The sequence below is a fragment of the Chondrinema litorale genome (assembly GCF_026250525.1).
In the GTDB taxonomy this organism is placed as follows: domain Bacteria; phylum Bacteroidota; class Bacteroidia; order Cytophagales; family Flammeovirgaceae; genus Chondrinema; species Chondrinema litorale.
This window is the reverse complement of sequence record NZ_CP111043.1, coordinates 3,922,017-3,941,985: the sequence shown is the minus strand read 5'-3', so window position 1 is coordinate 3,941,985 and position 19,969 is coordinate 3,922,017. Positions and strand designations below refer to the sequence as shown.

Below are 19,969 nucleotides of genomic sequence, written 5' to 3'. Positions count from 1 at the left end.
TAAAGATCATTAAGGTAAACATATAGCTTTGCAGCTTAACAATATGTTTAAGTTAATCGGGCACAAATTTAATTCTTTTAAAATATTTTTGGGTATTTTGCGACCTATTGCCTTCCATTTAAAATAATATGACTAATAAGGAAAACTACAGTGGAAAAGTTTTTGATGCCGGGGTTTTAAGTAGAATCTTCCAATATGTAAAGCCTTATATAGGTTGGTTTTACATACTGGTTTTCTTAACCGTTTTGGTTGCTGCCCTGTCACCAGTAAGACCTTACCTAATACAAATAACAATAGATAGATATGTAGCAGCAGGAGATGTACAAGGTTTAATAAATATGGTAATCCTCATGGTTGTACTCATATTTTTTCAGGCTGGTATGGAATTTTGCAACACATATCTTTCTGGCTGGTTAGGTCAAAACATTATTAAAGACCTCAGGATAAAACTTTACCAACATATACTCAGCTTAAAACTCAGCTTTTTTGATCGTACAGCAATTGGCAGATTGGTAACCAGAAATATTTCTGATATTGAAACATTATCTGATGTTTTTACAAATGGCTTAGCTGCTATAATCGGAGATTTACTTCAATTGGTGTTCATTTTTGCTTTTATGATTTACGAAGATTGGAAACTCACACTTGTAAGTATGTCTGTTTTTCCATTTATGGTAATATCAACTTATGTATTTAAAGAAAAAATTAAATATGCTTTTAGTGATGTTAGAAATGCAGTTTCTAATTTAAACTCATTTGTACAAGAGCACATAACAGGTATGAGCATTGTACAAATTTTTAATAGCGAAAAGCGTGAATACGATAAGTTTGAAGATATAAATAAAGAACATTTAAGAGCAAATGTTAAAACGGTATTTTATTACTCCATTTACTTTCCAGTAGCTGAGGTTCTAGGCGCAGTCGGTACAGGCTTAGTTGTTTGGTATGGAGCTAAAGGAGTAATTGATGATAGAGTAAGTTTAGGTGTACTTATTCAGTTTATCATGTACATCAGTTTGTTTTTTAGGCCACTAAGACAAATTGCTGATAGATTTAATACATTACAATTAGGTATAGTAAGTTCAGATAGAATTTTAAAGTTATTAGACAACACGGATCATATTCAGAATACAGGCAACAAAAAAGTTGATCATTTTGATGGAAATGTGAAATTTGAAAATGTATTCTTTGCCTATAAAAACAATGATTATGTTTTAAAAGATATTTCTTTTGAAGTAAATCCTGGAGAAACGCTAGCATTTGTTGGTGCTACTGGCGCAGGCAAATCTTCTATTATTAATCTAATTTCTCGTTTTTATGAGATTAATAAAGGAGAAATTTCTATTGATGGCGTTCCTGTTAATCAGTATGAATTACAAAGTTTAAGAAGCCACATAGCAGTTGTTTTACAAGATGTTTTCCTTTTTTCAGATACCATTGAAAACAACATTACTCTAGGTAACCCAGATATTAGTAGAGAACAAATAATGGAAGCGGCTGAGCTTGTTGGCGCTAAAGAATTTATAGATAGACTTCCGGGAGGTTTAGATTATAATGTAATGGAAAGAGGCTCAACGCTTTCAGTAGGACAAAGACAATTGATTTCATTTGTAAGAGCTATTGTTTATGATCCTAAAATTATCATTCTTGATGAAGCTACCTCTTCTGTAGATAGCGAAACAGAAGAAATGATTCAGGAAGCAATAGAAAAGTTGATGAAAGGAAGAACAGCCATTGTAATTGCTCACAGACTTTCAACTATTCAAAAAGCAGATCAGATAATTGTGTTGGATAAAGGGAAAATAATGGAAAAAGGTAGACATGAAGAATTGCTAGAACAAAAAGGTTTTTATACTAATCTTTACAAGATTCAGTATAAAGAAGTGATATGAAACTGAAGTATTCAATTGTTGTTAGTTATAGATTTCTTAGCTTTTTAAATCCTTCTATTAGGGGGTTAACATTGTATCCTTTTATCATATTAAAACACAAGCATCTTCTAGATGACAAGGTTTTAATTAACCATGAAAAGATACATATAAAACAACAATTAGAATTACTGATATTGCCTTTCTATTTTCTATACATTTTAAATTACATATTTAATATTATAAAGTATAGATCACACTTTCTTGCCTATTACAATATCGCTTTTGAAAAAGAAGCCTATAATAATGAATATGATTTTAATTATTTGATAAAAAGAAAGCCATTTGCTTTTTGGAACTATTTAAAATAAAAAACCTGTCTTTATCAGACAGGTTTTCTTTTATTATACGACTATTAATTAATAAGTAACTTTTGGATCTAAAGCTTTTGCCTGCTCAATAAATTTTTCAACCATTGTTAGGCTAGGTACTACTCTTGTTAATTTTTTTTCAGCATTAACTTCAGCTAATTTAGCATGAAGGTTTTCTGCATTTCTATTTCTTAATTCTTTAATTGTATCTACACCAGAAGCTTTTAATAATTCAGCAAATTGCCCTGCAATACCCTTTACTCTAAACAAATCTGCCATATTTACCCAATCAAGCACTTTACCTTCGTCTACCCCACTAGAATTTGCGATATTTTTTCTTCCGCTTTTGTTAGCACCTGCCTCTAATAATTTTTCTACAGAACGAATGTTAGCTTTTGCTAATTTTTCTGCAAAAGCAGGACCTATACCTTCAATATCAGTTATCTTCTTTGACATAAGTTTTTAAATTTAATTAGTTGAAAATTGATTTTAGAGTAATTAATTCTTATTTAAAAAATCCTCCAAGCGCATCTCCTAACCCACCCGGCAAGTTGCCTTTAACCTGATTTAATATATCATCCCCTAAACCTTTCCCTAGCATCTCTACTAGACTTCCTTCATCCATATTTTCCTGAGCGGTTTTATTCGTAAGTTGATTTACTATAAAAGGGATTGCAAATTTACTTATACCTTCTGCAGCTTGAGTGGACAAGCCTAATTGGCTGATTAGTTTACCAGCATATTGATTAATTAAACCTAGAACAATAGGGTTTTTAAGAATTTCCGTTTTGCCCTGAAATAAACTAAGTAAGCCAGATATATTACCAGCCTTTAATTCATTTTGAAACCCTTCAGTAATAGTGTCTTTTGCAACGTCAACAGACTGTTCTGCTTTAGTTTCAGTCAAGCCATATTTAGATATAGCATCTTTTAGTAAGTCACCTTTTACTTGTGACAAAATATCTTCTATCATAAAAAATTAAATATTTGAATATTAAAAAATATTGTACTTTTCCGATCAATTGTGGTACTTTGCTAATATTTAATATTATAAAAGTACGTTGCCTTTAAGTAAGACTTTTAAGATTTATGCGAAATGCATGAATTACTGGTTGAAATAGAAAATTTGCTCTTTAAATATAATATATATTAAGTACACCTTATGAAAAAAAATAACTCAGCTATCATAATCCTAATTATTCTAATAATTTGTGTAGTTGTATGGTTTGTTTTTTTTAAGAAAAAATCCACAAAAAATAATACCACAAAAAAAGAAGTACCTGAACAGGTAACCAACCAAGCCCCTGCTGAGAAACCTACTTATAAAATAATTACTTGGAACCTTTTCAACTTTGGTAAAAGTAAAAATGCTCAAGAACTAGAATTTATAGCTGAAACGGTTCGCGATTTTGATGTACTTGCTATACAAGAAGTTTCCACTGGCCCAGCAGGTCCCCAAGCTGTTGCCAGACTAGCAGATATATTAAATAGAAAGGGAGCCAAATGGGATTACATTGTAAGTGATGCCACATCTGGAGATGGAACGGAAAGATACGCCTACATTTGGAAAACCAGTAAAGTTAAATTGAAAGGCAAACCAAGACTTTCTAAAGTACTAGATAAAAAGGTAGATAGAGAACCTTTCTTAGCCCATTTTATCAATAAGAATGATTCATTTTTACTAGCAAGTTTTCATGCAATACCTACCTCAAAAAAACCTGAAACAGAAAACAGCTTGCTTTATCTTATCCATAAAAACAATGTTAAACAGAATATGCTATTTATGGGTGATTTTAATCAATCTGAAAAACATGAAGCATTTGATAATCTAAAAAAAGAAAATTACTTACCTACCATAACCAAACAAAAGACTAGTTTGAAAATGAAAGTGAAGAATGGGCAGAAACTGGCTAAAGAATATGATAACATTTTCTACGAGAAAGATTTCTTTAAAATTCAAGCTAGCGGTATAATAAATTTTGCAGATAGTTTCAGAACATTAAAAGAAGCAAGAAAAATTTCTGACCATATACCCATATGGATAGAAATTAAGGTAAATTAATTTTTGATTTGCATTTTGATGTATAAAAATTAATTTCTTCTGCTATTTACCTATTAAACAATGGTTAATTTGTTTATACGTTCTCAAAACAAGAATAAATTTCACTGACACTTAGTTAAAAAAACACACTAATGCGAATAACAATGTGCAACTAGCAAAGTTAAGCAATATCCACTCACTAAATTTTCATTTATTAACGTTATCATATTAGTTTAAGATTTTACACTAAAAAAGACCTATATAAACCAAATTTATATCCATGTCAATGCATACTAATAGCTCTTCTTACTTAAATGAAACCGATGGTATTATTGTGTCTCATTCAGGAGTGATAAATGAAAAGGTGATATCAGAGAAAGGAGGGTTAATTAGAGAAATATTCAAAGATAATATTTATCTGTCAAGAAAAATATTCTCTATATATATGGAGCTCATTCAAAACATCTATTACTATTCTTCTGAAAAAGTTGATATAAATGGCAAAGACTATAGTGTCGGTTCTGTAAAAGTAGTTAAAAGTAAATCTGGTTATATAATACAAAGTTGTAACCTTGCCGAAAAGAATTTTGTAGACAACATTCAGAAAAAGTTTCCAGTAATAAATACTCTGAATAAAGAAAAACTTAGAAAGCTAAAAATTGAACAAAGAAAGAAACCACAAGAAGAATTAAGTAAGGGTGCCGGCATAGGACTTATACAAATAGCTATTATTTCAGAAAATCCTTTGAAAATATTTTTTCAGTCTAAAAACCATACACAATCATATTATAATATTCATGTAAATGTTGATGCAGATCACTAATTTATTTTCTGTATATACTTTTTAACAATTTCCAGACTTTGAACTTAACTTTATATTATCTGTTCTTTTTTAATCAATACATCAAATAAACTTTTTAAGCTTAAACAGTAAATATAAAAAATACCTCACATTACAAATTTTAACAGTTTTGGGGATAATTTTTATTGATTAATTGTTATATTCAGGACTAATAGGAGGTAAATCTTTTATATTAAAATATTTAATTAAAGTCTGTAACAAGAATAAATATAATAGCCGGCTTGCCGGTAATAATGATTTTTTGTTCTTTGAAATGTGATTAAGACTTAACATCACTCCAGTCCCACTGTTGCGATTTTGTTAATTCCCTGAGAGAGAAATGTGGACAAAAAACGGCTAATTATGCTGCTATAACAGTTTATTAAAACTGTTACTTTTCGTCTATGCTTTTATCTAAAATTTATGTGGAGACTTTAAAGTTATGCTATTTCTTAATCTCATGAGCGTATAATCATTAATGTCCTGATTTTCAACTAAAAAATTCATTATGAGTGTATTAGATAAAATAAAAACAAATTACAGTACCTCAATAAATGAGATGAGCGTGTCTGAGTATCTTGACATTTGCAAAAAGGATAGCTCTGCTTTTTCAAAACCAGCTGAAAGAATACTAAAAGCGATAGGTGAACCTGAATTTATCGACACTAAAGAAGATCCTAAACTCAGTAGAATTTTCTCGAATAAAACAATTAAGGTCTACCCTGCTTTTAAGGAGTTTTATGGAATGGAAACTACCATAGAACAAATAGTTTCTTATTTTAGGCATTCAGCACAAGGTCTTGAAGAGAAAAAGCAAATTCTTTATCTAATGGGTCCAGTGGGAGGAGGAAAAAGTTCTTTAGCAGAAAAACTAAAGGATTTAATGCAGCATATGCCAATATATGTACTAAAAGCTCAAAATTATTTAAGTCCTGTATATGAAAGTCCACTCGGTTTATTTGCAGACTATCGCGCCGAGATTGAAGAGGAATATGGTATTCCTGGCAGATATATTCCTGCTTGCATGAGTCCATGGGCATCTAAAAGGTTAAAAGAATTTAATGGCGATGTAAACAAGTTTAAGGTAGTTAAACTGTATCCATCTATACAAAATCAAATTGCTGTTGCCAAAACAGAACCTGGTGATGAAAACAATCAAGATATTTCTACCTTGGTAGGTAAAGTAGACATTAGAAAACTTGCAGATTTTCAGCAAAGTGACCCTGATGCTTATTCTTATACCGGTGGTTTATGTCTTGCAAACCAAGGTATACTTGAGTTTGTAGAGATGTTTAAAGCTCCTATTAAGGTGTTAAACCCAATGTTGACTGCCACTCAGGAAAATAATTATAAAGGTACAGAGCCTATTGGAGCAATTCCTTACGATGGAATTATATTGGCACACTCAAATGAGTCTGAATGGGCCAAGTTCACTAATGATAAGAAAAACGAAGCTTTTCTTGATAGGATTTATAAAGTACAAGTACCTTATTGCTTAAGAGTAAGTGAAGAAGTTAAGATTTATGAAAAACTCATTCGCGAAAGCTCATTAAGAGAAGCTATATGTGCGCCAAAAACCTTATTAATGCTTTCTGAGTTTTCTGTATTAACTCGTATGAAAGAGCCAGAAAATTCTAATGTTTACTCTAAACTGAGAGTTTACAATGGCGAAACCCTAAAAGAAACTGATCCAAATGCAAAATCATTACAAGAATATAAAGATGAAGCAGGGATTAACGAAGGGATGACTGGTATCTCTACCAGATTTGCTTTTAAAGTATTATCTAAAGTTTTTAATTACGATAACGAAGAAATTGCAGCAAACCCAGTTCACTTGCTTTATGTACTTGAGCAGGAAGTTGTAAAAATGCAATTAGATAAAGATACAGAAGATCGATATCTATATTATATCAAATCAATTTTGGCTAGTAAGTATGCTGAATTTATAGCTGATGAAATTCAAAAAGCATATATAGAATCTTACCAAACTTATGGTCAAAACCTATTTGAAAAATATGTAATCTACGCAGACTACTGGATGCAGAGAAACGATTATAGAGATCCTGATTCTGGTGAAATTCTGGATAGAAGAGTGCTTAACGAAGAACTCGAGAAAATTGAAAAACCTGCTGGCATTGCTAATCCAAAAGATTTTAGATCTGAAGTTACCAATTTTACTCTTCGCTACAAAGCAAACAATGGAGGTAAAATGCCACGGTGGGACTCTTACGAAAAGATTAAAACTGTAATTGAAAAGAAAATCTTTACAAACACAGAGGATCTTTTACCAATCATATCATTTAATGTAAAATCTTCTCAAGACGATGAGAAAAAACATAAAGATTTCCTAAAAAGAATGAAAGACAGAGGTTACACCCAACGCCAAATTAGAATTTTGGTAGACTGGTTTATGCGTGTAAGAAAAACAATGTCTTAATCTTAGATTAGAATTTAAGAATACCGAAATATTTTATTCATTCAATTTCTTGAATTAGCTGTATATGAGCATTATCATCGATAGGAGAAAAAATAATAAAGGAAAATCCCATAATAATCGCCAAAAGTTTCTAAAAAGAGTTGAAGGTCAGATAAAAAGGGCAATACCTGATATAATTAGCAAAGAGAGTATCAAAGACAGTAATACCGGTGGTAAAGTAAAAGTCCCTGTTAAAGGAATAAAAGAATACAGCTTCTCACATGACCCATCTTCAGGAAATAAAAAGGTTGTTAGACCTGGAAATGATAAATTTATAGAAGGAGACCGTATACCTAAACCTCAGGGAGGTAAAGGTAGCGGTCGAGGTAAAGGATCGAATAGCCCTGAAGTAACTGAAGATGAGTTCTTGGTTGAACTTTCAAGAGAAGAGTTTTTAAAGTATTTCTTTGAAGATCTTGAGCTTCCTAATATGGTAAAAAAATATATGGAAAGTACTGAAGATTTTCAAACTAAAAGAGCTGGCTACATTAAATATGGTAATCCATCTAAACTCAATATTAAAACAAGTTATCAACAGTCTCTAGCTAGACAAATCTCTTTAAGAGGAGCCTTTCTTCAAAAAATCAAACGCTTAGAAGAAGAACTTGCGAAAACTAAAAAAGAAGAGAGAAGATTAGAGTTACTCGAAGAGATTGAAACAGCCAAAAGGCATTCAAAAACAATCCCTTTCTTTGAAGAAGTAGATTTAAGATACAACAATTTTGAGCAGGTACCTCTCCCAACAACATCAGCAGTTATGTTTTGTGTTATGGACGTATCTGCTTCTATGGGATATCACGAAAAAGATATAGCCAAAAGGTTTTTTACACTGCTATATCTATTTCTAACTAAATCTTATAAAAATGTAGAGATCGTTTTTATTAGACACCACACTTTAGCAAAAGAGGTAGATGAAGAAGAGTTTTTTAACTCTAGAGAAAGTGGAGGAACAGTTGTAGCACCATCACTAGAATTAATGCACAAGATCATAAAAGATCGCTACGATACTGATCAGTGGAATATATACTGCTGCCAAGCAACTGATGGTGACGTTTGGTCTGACAGAGATGCGATTGATTGTGGGAAAATTTTAGAAAGAGACATACTTCCAATCATACAATTTATGGCTTATATTGAAATAAATGACCATGATATGGATGGAGCCCTTTGGCAAGTTTACCAGAAGTTTAGAGATAGCCAGCACTTTTCTATGAGAAACATATATGATGTAAACCAGATATGGCCTGTCTTTAAAGGACTTTTCAAAAAAGATATAAAAAAGGCAACAGCCTAATGTTTGCCTTCTATTTCATACATATTAGTAAATATGTACATTTTCATTAAAACAAAAGAGAATGTCGAAAATTGAAAGCTATAAAAAATTATTCTGTGCAAAGAACTGGAATTACGACACGCTCGCAGCAGCCGATGAAGTAACTTCTCAGATAGGCAGAGACAAATTCAATTTAACTATATACCCAAACCAAATTGAAATTGTTACTGCTGAGCAAATGATTGATGCTTACTCATTAATCGGTCTGCCAACCTCCTACCCTCACTGGAAATTTGGGAAAGATTTTGTTTTTAACCAGAATAACTATTCTAAAGGTAGACAAGGTTTATCTTATGAGATGGTGATAAACTCAAACCCATGTATAAGCTATAACATGGAGAACAACACCACTTGTATGATGGTATTGGTTATTGCTCATGCTTGCCAAGGCCACAATGCTTTCTTTAAGAATAACTATATGTTCAAAGACTGGACATCAGCAGATTCTATAATTGATTATATGGTATTTGCGAGAAAGTTTGTGCTTAAATGTGAAGAAGACCATAGTCCAGAAGAGGTTGAAGCAGTGTTAGATGCATGCCATGCATTAATGAATCATGGCATAGACAAATACCATAAACCGCCTAAGCTTTCGCCTATAGAAGAACAAGAAAGATTAAAAAGACTTACCAATATTAAAAGAGAGAATTACAATGAACTATGGAAAACACTTCCAATAGACTTAGTAATGCCATCTCAAAAAAGAAGAAAAAGTGACCATAACTTCCCTGATGAACCTGAAGAAAATTTACTTTATTTTATAGAAAAAAATGCGCCTACACTTCCAACATGGAAGAGAGAGTTGGTAAGAATTGTGAGAAAAGTGGCTCAATACTTTTACCCTCAGGGAATGACCAAAGTAATGAATGAAGGTTTTGCCACTTTTATGCATTACCATATAATTAATGAAATGTATGAGCAAGGGTATTTGAATGATGGATTTATGCTTGAGTTTTTGCATAGTCACTCTTCTGTAATATTCCAACCAGAATATAATAGCAAATTCTTTTCTGGCCTAAATCCATATACTTTAGGTTTTAATATTTTCATGGATATTAAAAGAATTTGCCAAGACCCTACAAGCGAAGACAAAGAATGGTTTCCAAACTTAATTGGCAAAAATTGGCTAGACGAGGTGCATTATGCCATGGAAAACTTTAGGGATGACAGTTTTGTACTTCAATACCTATCTCCTAAAGTAATTAGAGATATGCGTTTATTTACGATTGCCGATTTCGAAAATGAAGATGAATACGAAATTGAAGCAATACATAATGAGAAAGGTTATCGCAGAATTAGAGAATATTTAAGTGAACAATATAAAAGAGCACAGTTTGTTCCTGATATTCAAGTAGTAAAAGTGGATAGGTATTCAAATAGAAAGCTGCACCTACTTCACCAGATTACAAATGACAAAAGGCTTAATCCAAAAGATGCTGAAAGTACTTTAGATTATGTTCGCTATTTGTGGGAGTTTCCAGTAGAACTTATATCAAGGAATAAGCTAGGGATAAATGAAGAAGTTTATCAAAGCGAATAAAATTTAAATTTATTTATATTAAAAAGAGGTGAGCTTGAATTTGAAACTCACCTCTTTTTATTTTATCCAGCATTAGAATTACTTATATCAATTAACTGCTTATTATTCTAAGTTTAATAGAAAATATATATGAAGTATCATGTCTAATTTTTAAGATATAAGCTCACTTTTTAATGATTTAACTAATACAATTACACATAATCATTTTTAATTATACTAAGCTAAATACTTACTAAAGACATTCAACATGTATGTAAATTAGTTTAAAAGTAATTATTCAGATTAATTCTAGATCTTTATTTTTTATTCGAAATTCACTATTAATCACAATAATAGAAATACTAATCTTGAAATATTGTAGTAATAAAAACTACCTAAAAAATAATATTAATTGATACCTCTTCTAAAAGTTTTTAATGCATAATTGATGAATTAATTAAAATTAACAACTTTACTTTGCCATTTTAAGAATATTCAAACCCCATAACAGCTATTAACTATTAATTCGGCTCTAATACAATCACCTCCATATTTAATGTAAGATACAGGCGTTAATAAGACTACTAAAATATTAATACTGCCTGAATAATGATTGATGTAACATTTTCACAGAAAAAGTATATTTCCTCATTTAACAAAATATTACTTTTCACTGCACTGCTAATTGCTAGCTCAAGGTTATTTGCAGGTATTTCACCAATACAGGGCGATAATATAGCGATAATTAGTAATGATTCTTTAGTTGCTAATGGTAGCATTACCACAAATTATCAAGATCAAACTAATTTTGGTAACGCATCTGTTTCTGGAGGAAATGTAACTCATACATTCTATATAGAAAATCAAGGTGCTGGTGCATTAATTTTATCAGGCGGACCTAATTATGTGAATATTAGTGGTACTGATGCCAGTGATTTTTCAGTAATTACTCAACCAACAGGTCCAACAATAGCCAGTTCATCATCAAGTATTTTCGAAATAAAATTTTCACCTACAACAACAGGTAGTAAAACAGCAATTGTTACAATAAACAGTAATGACAGTTCTGTGCCATCTTACACTTTTGCTATCTCAGGTATAGCAGAAAGCGCAAATCCTGAAATAGAACTTTATGGCAACAACATCAGTATACAAAACAACGACAACACACCTTCCACTTCTGATTTTACAGACTTTGGAGATATATCGATTTCTAGTAGTGTCTCTAAAATATATTCAATTTATAATAGTGGTAGCAGTTCCCTATTAATTACAGGAAACCCAAGAGTAAGCATTTCAGGTGCAGATGCAAGCGATTTTTCTCTATCTTATCAACCATCTGCTTCTATCTCATCAGGACATTCATCTAGTTTTCAATTAACCTTTAATCCAACAAGCACAGGATTAAAAACAGCAGTCATAACTATTCTAAGCAACGATCCTGATGAAGCGTCTTTTTCTTTTACTGTACAAGGTAATGTTCAGGATACTGAAATAAATGTTACTGGAAATGGCAATACTATCACAAATAACCAGACATTAACTAGTACTTCAGACAACACCGATTTCGGAGATGTTTATTTAAGTAACAGTTCTACAAACACCTATGTAATTGAGAATTCAGGGCAAATAAACTTATTACTCAATGGTACTCCAACAATCTCAATCATTGGTTCTGATGCCAGTAATTTTTCTGTAAGTACTTCTCCGAGTACAAGTATATCCAGTGGAAGTAATACAACATTCGCTATTACTTTTACTCCTACTTCAACTGGAACAAAAAATGCCAATATTATAATCAGTAATAATGATAGCGACGAAAACCCTTATAGTTTTGCCATAACAGGAAATTGCATTACTCCAGAGATAAAAGTTGAAGGAAATAATGTGGAAATTAGCGATGGAAGCACGACTACATCAACATCAGATAAAACAAACTTTGGAAGCATTAGAACTGGAAACTCAAGTTCTGCTACATTTAAGATTTCAAACACTGGAACAGGCACTTTAAATCTAAGTGGAACACCAACTATAAATATTAGTGGAACACATGCGTCTGACTTCACTGTAACTTCTGCCCCTTCTACATCTATAGGCACTTCATCTAATAGTACATTTGACATCCAATTTTCTCCATCATCTACAGGAACTAGAAATGCCACAGTTACAATAGTTAATAATGATGTTGATGAGAATAACTATACATTCAACATAGCAGGAACAGGAATTGAACCGATTATAGCAATTAAAGGGAATAATAATGTTATTTCAAATAATGATAGCTCGCCGAGTAGTACAGACTTTACAGACTTTGGCAATGTGAGAGAAAATGGCGGACAGCTTACCAGAACCTTTTATATACACAACAATGGAACTGCATCACTTAATCTATCGGGGTCTGTAGTTATTACTGGCACAAATGCATCAGATTTCACATTGACTTCTACACCTGCAAGTGTAATTTCTGCTGGCAATTCAACTTCTTTTAAAATTAAATTTAACCCATCAGCAATTGGAATTAGAAGCGCTCAATTGGAAATAAACTCAGACGACTCTGATCTTTCTCCATATAGCTTTAGCATTCAAGGCAATGGTACTGAACCTGAAATTCAAGTTAAAGGCAATAACACTATTATTTCGAATAATGATATTACACCAGATACAAATGATTTCACAGACTTTGGCGATGCAATCGTTTCTGGCAGCACTGTAACAAAAACGTTTTATATATTAAACAATGGTTCTGCCTCACTAAATATATCAGGATCGGTATCAGTTAGTGGCACAAATGCCTCTGAGTTTTCTGTGATTACCAGTCCATCTAATGTAATTGCTGTGGGAGGTTCAACCTATTTTCAAATTGAATTTAACCCAACTAGTCCTGGAACTAGAACTGCAACACTGCAAATAAACTCAGACGATTCTGACCTATCGCCATATATATTCGCTATCGAGGGAAATGGTGTAAAACCAAACATCATTGTTTCAGGAAATTATTTGAGCATTTCAAATAATGACAATAGTCCATCTACTACTGACAATACAAAATTTGGAGATGTATTGGTAAGTAGTGGAAATATTGCAAAAACATTTTATATCAAAAATACTGGAACCTCGCCGCTAAATATTACTGGCTCTGTAAATATTTCTGGAACAAATGCTGCAGATTTTTCTCTAACTTCTTCTCCTACAAATATTATTGCTGTGGGAGATTCTACTGCTTTCCAAATTACTTTTGACCCTTCTGCTGCAGGTATCAGATCAGCGCAAATACAAATAACATCTGACGATTTAGACTCTTCACCCTTTGTGTTTTCTATTGAAGGAAGTGGCACAGAACCTGCATTTGCTTTAAAAGGAAATAATACCGAAATAAGCAATAATGACAATTCTCCCTCAACAACTGATTTTACTGATTTTGGAAATGTGAGAGTGGATGGAAGTATATTACCCAGAACTTTTTTCATTTTAAATAAAGGTACATCTGATTTAAATCTTACTGGGACAATTTCAATTTCTGGAACAAATGCTGCGGATTTTTCTCTAACCTCCGCTCCAAATACTACAATAGCTGCTGGAGATTCAACTTCTTTTCAGCTTACTTTTGAGCCATCTAATATTGCTATAAGATCAGCTCAACTTCAAATAAGTTCTAATGATACTGACTTATCTCTATTTACTATTGACATACAAGGTACAGGTACTGAGCCTATCATTGCGCTAAAAGGAAATAATACTGACATTAGCAATAATGATAGTTCACCAAGCACTACCGATTTTACTGATTTTGGAGATGTGAGAACAGATGGTAGTCAGTTAACAAAAACATTCTATATCCTCAATAATGGAACATCCTCATTAAATCTAAGTGGCTCTGTAAATATTTCTGGAACAAATGCTGCGGATTTCTCTTTAGTTTCAACACCTGCTAATGTTATTGCCGTGGGAGATTCTACTGCTTTCCAAATTACTTTTGATCCTTCTAATATTGGTACAAGATCAGCTCAGATTCAGATAAACTCAGATGATACAGACCTCTCTCCTTTCACATTCGATATACAAGGGACAGGAACAGAACCTATTATTGCTTTGAAAGGGAATAATACAGATATTAGTAATAATAACAGTTCCACGAGCAGTGCAGACTTTACAAATTTTGGAGATGTAAGAACCGATGGAAGCCAAATAACTAGAACATTTTACATCCTAAATAAAGGAACTGCTACATTGAATATTTCTGGTTCAGTTAGTATTTCTGGAACTGATGCCTCAAATTTCTCATTAACTACAACTCCTTCAAGTTCAATTATAGTTGGTGACTCAACTGCTTTTCAGGTTAGCTTTTCTCCTTCTACAACAGGAATAAAATCAGCAAATATCCACATAAGTTCTGATGATACTGACTTATCACCTTTTACTATTAATATTCAAGGAAATGGCATTGAACCAGTATTTGCACTAAAAGGCAATAACTCTAACATAAATAATAATGACAGCTCACCAAGTACAACAGATTTTACTGATTTCGGCGATGTGAGAACGGATGGCAGTCTATTAACCAGAACTTTCTACATTCTTAATAATGGAACTGCTACTTTAAACTTGGCTGGCTCTGTAAGCATCTCTGGTACAAATGCTACTGAGTTTTCTTTAACTTCAGCACCTGCTAATGTTATTGCTGTGGGAGATTCTACTACCTTTCAAATTGCTTTCGATCCTTCAGTTACTGGAACAAGATCAGCGCAAATTCAGATAAACTCAGATGATACAGACCTCTCTCCTTTCACTTTTAGTATTCAAGGAAACGGTATAGAACCGGTTTTTACATTAAAGGGAAATAATACTGATATCTCTAATAATGATAGTTCTCCTAGCACTATTGATTTTACAGATTTCGCTGATGTAAGAATTGATGGCAGCCAACAAACAAGAATATTTTATATCCTTAATACTGGAACAGCCATTTTAAATTTAGCAGGTTCAGCAAATATCTCTGGCACAAATGCTACTGATTTCACTTTAACTTCAGCACCTGCTAATGTTATTGCCGTGGGAGATTCTACTGCTTTCCAAATTACTTTTGATCCATCTGATATTGGAACAAGATCGGCGCAAATTCAGATAAACTCAGATGATACAGACCTCTCTCCTTTCACATTCGATATACAAGGGACAGGAACAGAACCTATTATTGCTTTGAAAGGGAATAATACAGATATAAGTAATAATGACACCTCTCCGGATACTACTGATTTTACAGATTTCGCTGATGTAAGAATTGATGGTAGCCAACAAACAAGAATATTTTATATCCTTAATACTGGAACAGCCATTTTAAATTTAGCAGGTTCAGTAAATATCTCTGGCACAAATGCTACTGATTTCACTCTAACTTCAGCACCTGCTAGTGTAATTGCTGTGGGAGATTCTACTGCTTTCCAAATTACTTTTGATCCTTCTGATATTGGTACAAGATCGGCGCAAATTCAGATAAACTCAGATGATACAGACCTCTCTCCTTTCACATTCGATATACAAGGGACAGGAACAGAACCTATTATTGCTTTGAAAGGGAATAATACAGATATAAGTAATAATGACACCTCTCCGGATACTACTGATTTTACAGATTTCGCTGATGTAAGAATTGATGGTAGCCAACAAACAAGAACATTCTACATTCTTAATAATGGAACAGCCACTTTAAATTTAGCAGGTTCAGTAAATATCTCTGGTACAAATGCTACTAATTTCACTTTAACTTCAGCACCTGCTAGTGTAATTGCTGTGGGAGATTCTACTGCCTTTCAAATTACTTTTGATCCGTCAGCTATTGGTACAAGATCAGCGCAAATTCAGATTAACTCAGATGATCCCGATCAATCTCCATTTACTTTTAGTATTCAGGGAAATGGCATTGAACCAGAGATAGTAGTAAAAGGGAATAATTCAATTATAAATATCAACAATACTCCTCAAGCTTCTGACTTTACAGATTTTGGTGAAATTAGAATTGATGGAGAAACAAGTACACAAACATTCTATATAAAAAACGAGGGAACAGCATTACTGAATTTAACCAGTGCAATTACTATAACTGGAACAAATGCAAGTGATTTTAGTATAGTTAGTTCCCCAAGCAATAGTATAAATCCAGATGACTCTACTTCTTTTCAGATAAAATTTGATCCATCTGGTGTTAATACAAGAACTGCTATTATAACCATTGTATCAGACGATTTAGATCAAACACCATTTACTTTTAATTTACAAGGTTATGGTACTGAGCCAGTTATTAATATCTTGGGTAATAATACCTCTATCAGCAATAATAATTCACTTATTCAAACATCTGACTTCACAGATTTTGGAGATTTAAGAATAGATAATTCACCTACAAGCCATACTTTCGAAATCAAAAATATTGGTACAACAGATTTAAACCTGAGTGGATCGCCACTAATTCAATTAGAAGGTAGCTCATATTTCACAGTTGATTATTCATCTACTAATAATAGTATATCAGCGGGAAATGCCACAACTTTCACTGTTACATTCAACCCTGAAACTACGGGAACAGCTTCAGCAACAATCATTATCAATTCAAATGATCAAACAAATGCAATTTTCGAAATCAATCTGGAAGGAAATGGCATAGTACCTATTGCATTAGTCAAATCAAATGATAATAGTATTTACAATGGCAGCTTAATACCTTCTACTACAAATAACACAGATTTAGGAGAAGCAATAGCGGCTTATAATTCTGTAGAAAAGGAATACTTTATAAAGAACATCGGAACTGCGACTCTAAACCTAACTAACTCTACAATTGATATAAGTGGCGCATCTGCTGATGCATTTAGTATTAATAATAGCAGTCTTTCAACATCAATCGCTGTTGGAGATAGTACTAGTTTTAAAATTATATTTACTCCTCAAAGTCCGGGAGTTAAAAATGCAAGTATTTTAATCTCTACCGACGATCCAGAAAACTTGCAATATGGATTCAATATTCAAGGTACAGGGCTTGAGCAAAAACCTGTTGCTGCTAACGATACTGTTTATGTAATCAAAAATAGAGTTTCAGTTATTGATGTACAAGATAATGACTCCCACCCAGGTGGACATGACATGACAACCTCAATAGCTCTAGCACCAAATAAAGGTTATGCTAATGTAGTAGACAATAGCATACATTACTCTCCTAGCCTAGAATACACTGGTGTTGACAGCTTAGTTTATAATGTTTGTGATTTCAATAATTTATGTGATGAAGCAATAGTATATCTCTATGTATTAGAAAATAACAAGCCAATAGCAAATGACGATATTGTGAATATTACAACAAATACATCGAAAACCATTAATGTGCAAAGTAACGATATTGAATTAACCAATGGACTTTTAACAACTCAGATCATATCTAATCCTGTAAATGGCAGTGCCAGTGTAAAAAACAATATAGATATCTTTTATACTCCTCAACAAAGCTTTATTGGTTCAGATAAAATCACCTATTCTATATGTAATGCAGAAGGACTTTGTGATACGGCATATGTGTACCTAACTATAAATACAGAAAACTATAAACCCATAGCAACTAATGATACTATCACAATGTATCAGGGTGATATAGCAAACTTCGATGTATTGGCAAATGATTTAAACCCAGGAGATAATACGCTTTCATTGTCAATTATCGAAAATGCATCAAATGGAAAAGTTACGGTTGAAAATCAAAACTCAATCTTTTATCAACCAATAAGTACATTTTCTGGAGCAGATCGAATCGATTATGCTATTTGTAATTCTATGGATATCTGCGATACAGCAAGTGTTATTATAACCATATTACCTAAAACTGCGCCTATTGCACTTTCAGATATTTACTCAACTATTTCTGGAGCAATTATCACTATTGATGTACTTGCAAATGATACAGATGAAGAGAATAATATCAACCCAGAATTGACAGAAATTTTAGTGAATCCTGAGAATGGAGAATTATTAGCAAAGGGGAATGGAGAGTTTGAGTATCTATCTTCAGCTTATTTTACTGGTACAGACCGATTTGTATATCAAATTTGTGATTCTACTGGCTTATGCGATAGTGATACAGTTTTTATACTAGTAGAAACTCCAGCTTCAGATTTAGTAAAAATCACCAAAGGTTTCTCTCCAAATGGTGATGGAATAAATGATAATTGGTTTATTGAAGGTTTAGAGTACTTCCCTAGAAACGAAGTAAAAGTTTACTCTAGAGATGGCAATATTATTTACGAAGCGTCAGGTTACGATAATAATACAACTTATTGGGATGGCAAGTCACAATACTTACTCAATATAGGTGATGGATATGTAAAAGAAGGCACTTATTATTATCTTTTAGATTTGGGTAATGGGGAAGAACCAAGGACTGGATTTATTGAAATAAAATACTAGAAAAGTCGTATCTAATTTAGATTAAAACTTACCTATCAAACAACCTACAAACGTAAAAGGTAATCTTTACAAATATTTATAATACAAGTGTTAAGCTAATCAAAGAACCAATAAAAAAGGACGTTTATGATTTGTAATGATTTAACGAATTACAAATGAACAAACTTTTCATACTTACTATATTGATATTTATGAGCTCTGCTTTTGCCAACATTATGGCACAAGTAAAGTTTCATTATACCCAATATTCTTACAACCCATATATCATAAATCCTGCATATGCTGGAAGCAGTGAAGCATTAGAAATGGTAGCTTCTGTTAGAAAGCAATGGATGGGTATAGAAGGAGCGCCTTTTTCTCAGGTGTTTGCAGCACATACACCTATTAAAAGCAAAAATTTGGGTATCGGATTAATAATAGCCAATGACAAAGTGGGTGTTCATAATAACTATAAAATCTCTACCTCATACGCATATAGGTTAAAGTTCAAAAATGGACATACACTCTCTATGGGACTTCAAGGAGGTTTTTATCAGCAAATATCAGATTACACAGAAATAATACAATCTTTGCCGAATAATTCTGATCCTGCGTTTAATGAGGCGGGTTCTAAACAAATGAAAGCAACATTTGGAACTGGCTTATTTTATTATGCAAAAAACTTCTATTATGGTCTCTCTCTATTAAATATAGAAACTAAGGAATACTTTGATAATACTCAGGCATTTCTTTCTGCAGGTGCGGTGTTTAACTTATCAAACAACTTGGTGTTACAGCCTGCTATTTTGATAAAAGCAGATAAAGATTCAGACCTAACCTCTGATATTTCTACCAACTTTATATTTAATGATGTTCTTTGGCTTGGAGTTTCATACAGAACTTTTAGTTCTTTTAACTTTCTTAGTCAAATTCAAGTTACTCCGCAAATTAGATTTGGTTATTCTTATGATACGGCTCCTAAAGAGTTATCAAATAACCTAGCATCTGGAGGTCATGAGATTATGCTAAAATACCGATTTACTTTCTACAGATCCAGAGTAATTACACCTAGATACTTTTAAGATATTTTGCTTGT

At 32.4% G+C, this 19,969-nt stretch carries 10 protein-coding genes; 8 read left to right on the top strand and 2 right to left on the bottom strand.

From position 1 onward, the window contains the following. Nucleotides 1-128: 128 nt before the first annotated feature. Nucleotides 129-1,892 carry an ABC transporter ATP-binding protein gene (locus tag OQ292_RS16220; RefSeq protein WP_284683189.1) on the top strand — a complete coding sequence of 588 codons (1,764 nt, stop codon included), beginning with the start codon at nt 129-131 and terminating at the stop codon, nt 1,890-1,892. Nucleotides 1,893-2,287: 395 nt separating this feature from the next. Here the strand turns inward: OQ292_RS16220 and OQ292_RS16215 are convergent, their stop codons facing one another. Both OQ292_RS16215 and OQ292_RS16210 read right to left on the bottom strand, forming a co-directional pair. Beyond that, on the bottom strand, nt 2,288-2,695 hold the full coding sequence (locus tag OQ292_RS16215; protein ID WP_284683188.1) for a DUF4332 domain-containing protein: 408 nt from the start codon (nt 2,693-2,695) through the stop codon (nt 2,288-2,290). A gap of 49 nt (nt 2,696-2,744) precedes the next feature. Continuing rightward, nucleotides 2,745-3,212, bottom strand: coding sequence for a DUF937 domain-containing protein (locus tag OQ292_RS16210; RefSeq protein WP_284683187.1), 468 nt, complete (start codon nt 3,210-3,212; stop codon nt 2,745-2,747). Nucleotides 3,213-3,401: 189 nt separating this feature from the next. Between OQ292_RS16210 and OQ292_RS16205 the strand changes: the two genes are divergently transcribed. The 7 genes from OQ292_RS16205 (at nt 3,402) to OQ292_RS16175 (ending at nt 19,955) form a co-directional block, all read left to right on the top strand. Continuing rightward, nucleotides 3,402-4,301: an endonuclease/exonuclease/phosphatase family protein gene (locus OQ292_RS16205; RefSeq protein ID WP_284683186.1), complete on the top strand. Its 900-nt coding sequence runs from the start codon at nt 3,402-3,404 to the stop codon at nt 4,299-4,301. 259 nt (nt 4,302-4,560) lie between these two features. After that, the gene (locus tag OQ292_RS16200) at nt 4,561-5,103 is read left to right on the top strand and encodes a SiaB family protein kinase (protein WP_284683185.1); all 543 of its coding nucleotides are present in this window, start codon (nt 4,561-4,563) and stop codon (nt 5,101-5,103) included. Between the two features lie 526 nt (nt 5,104-5,629). Next, complete coding sequence (locus OQ292_RS16195) at nt 5,630-7,558, top strand: PrkA family serine protein kinase (RefSeq protein ID WP_284683184.1); 1,929 nt, start codon at nt 5,630-5,632, stop codon at nt 7,556-7,558. Between the two features lie 64 nt (nt 7,559-7,622). Beyond that, on the top strand, nt 7,623-8,891 hold the full coding sequence (locus OQ292_RS16190) for a YeaH/YhbH family protein (protein WP_284683183.1): 1,269 nt from the start codon (nt 7,623-7,625) through the stop codon (nt 8,889-8,891). A gap of 61 nt (nt 8,892-8,952) precedes the next feature. Beyond that, on the top strand, nt 8,953-10,470 hold the full coding sequence (locus OQ292_RS16185) for a SpoVR family protein (RefSeq protein ID WP_284683182.1): 1,518 nt from the start codon (nt 8,953-8,955) through the stop codon (nt 10,468-10,470). Nucleotides 10,471-11,058: 588 nt separating this feature from the next. After that, nucleotides 11,059-18,894, top strand: a complete 7,836-nt coding sequence (locus OQ292_RS16180) for a choice-of-anchor D domain-containing protein (RefSeq protein ID WP_284683181.1) — start codon at nt 11,059-11,061, stop codon at nt 18,892-18,894. Nucleotides 18,895-19,049: 155 nt separating this feature from the next. Then, nucleotides 19,050-19,955: a PorP/SprF family type IX secretion system membrane protein gene (locus OQ292_RS16175; RefSeq protein ID WP_284683180.1), complete on the top strand. Its 906-nt coding sequence runs from the start codon at nt 19,050-19,052 to the stop codon at nt 19,953-19,955. Nucleotides 19,956-19,969 lie beyond the last annotated feature (14 nt).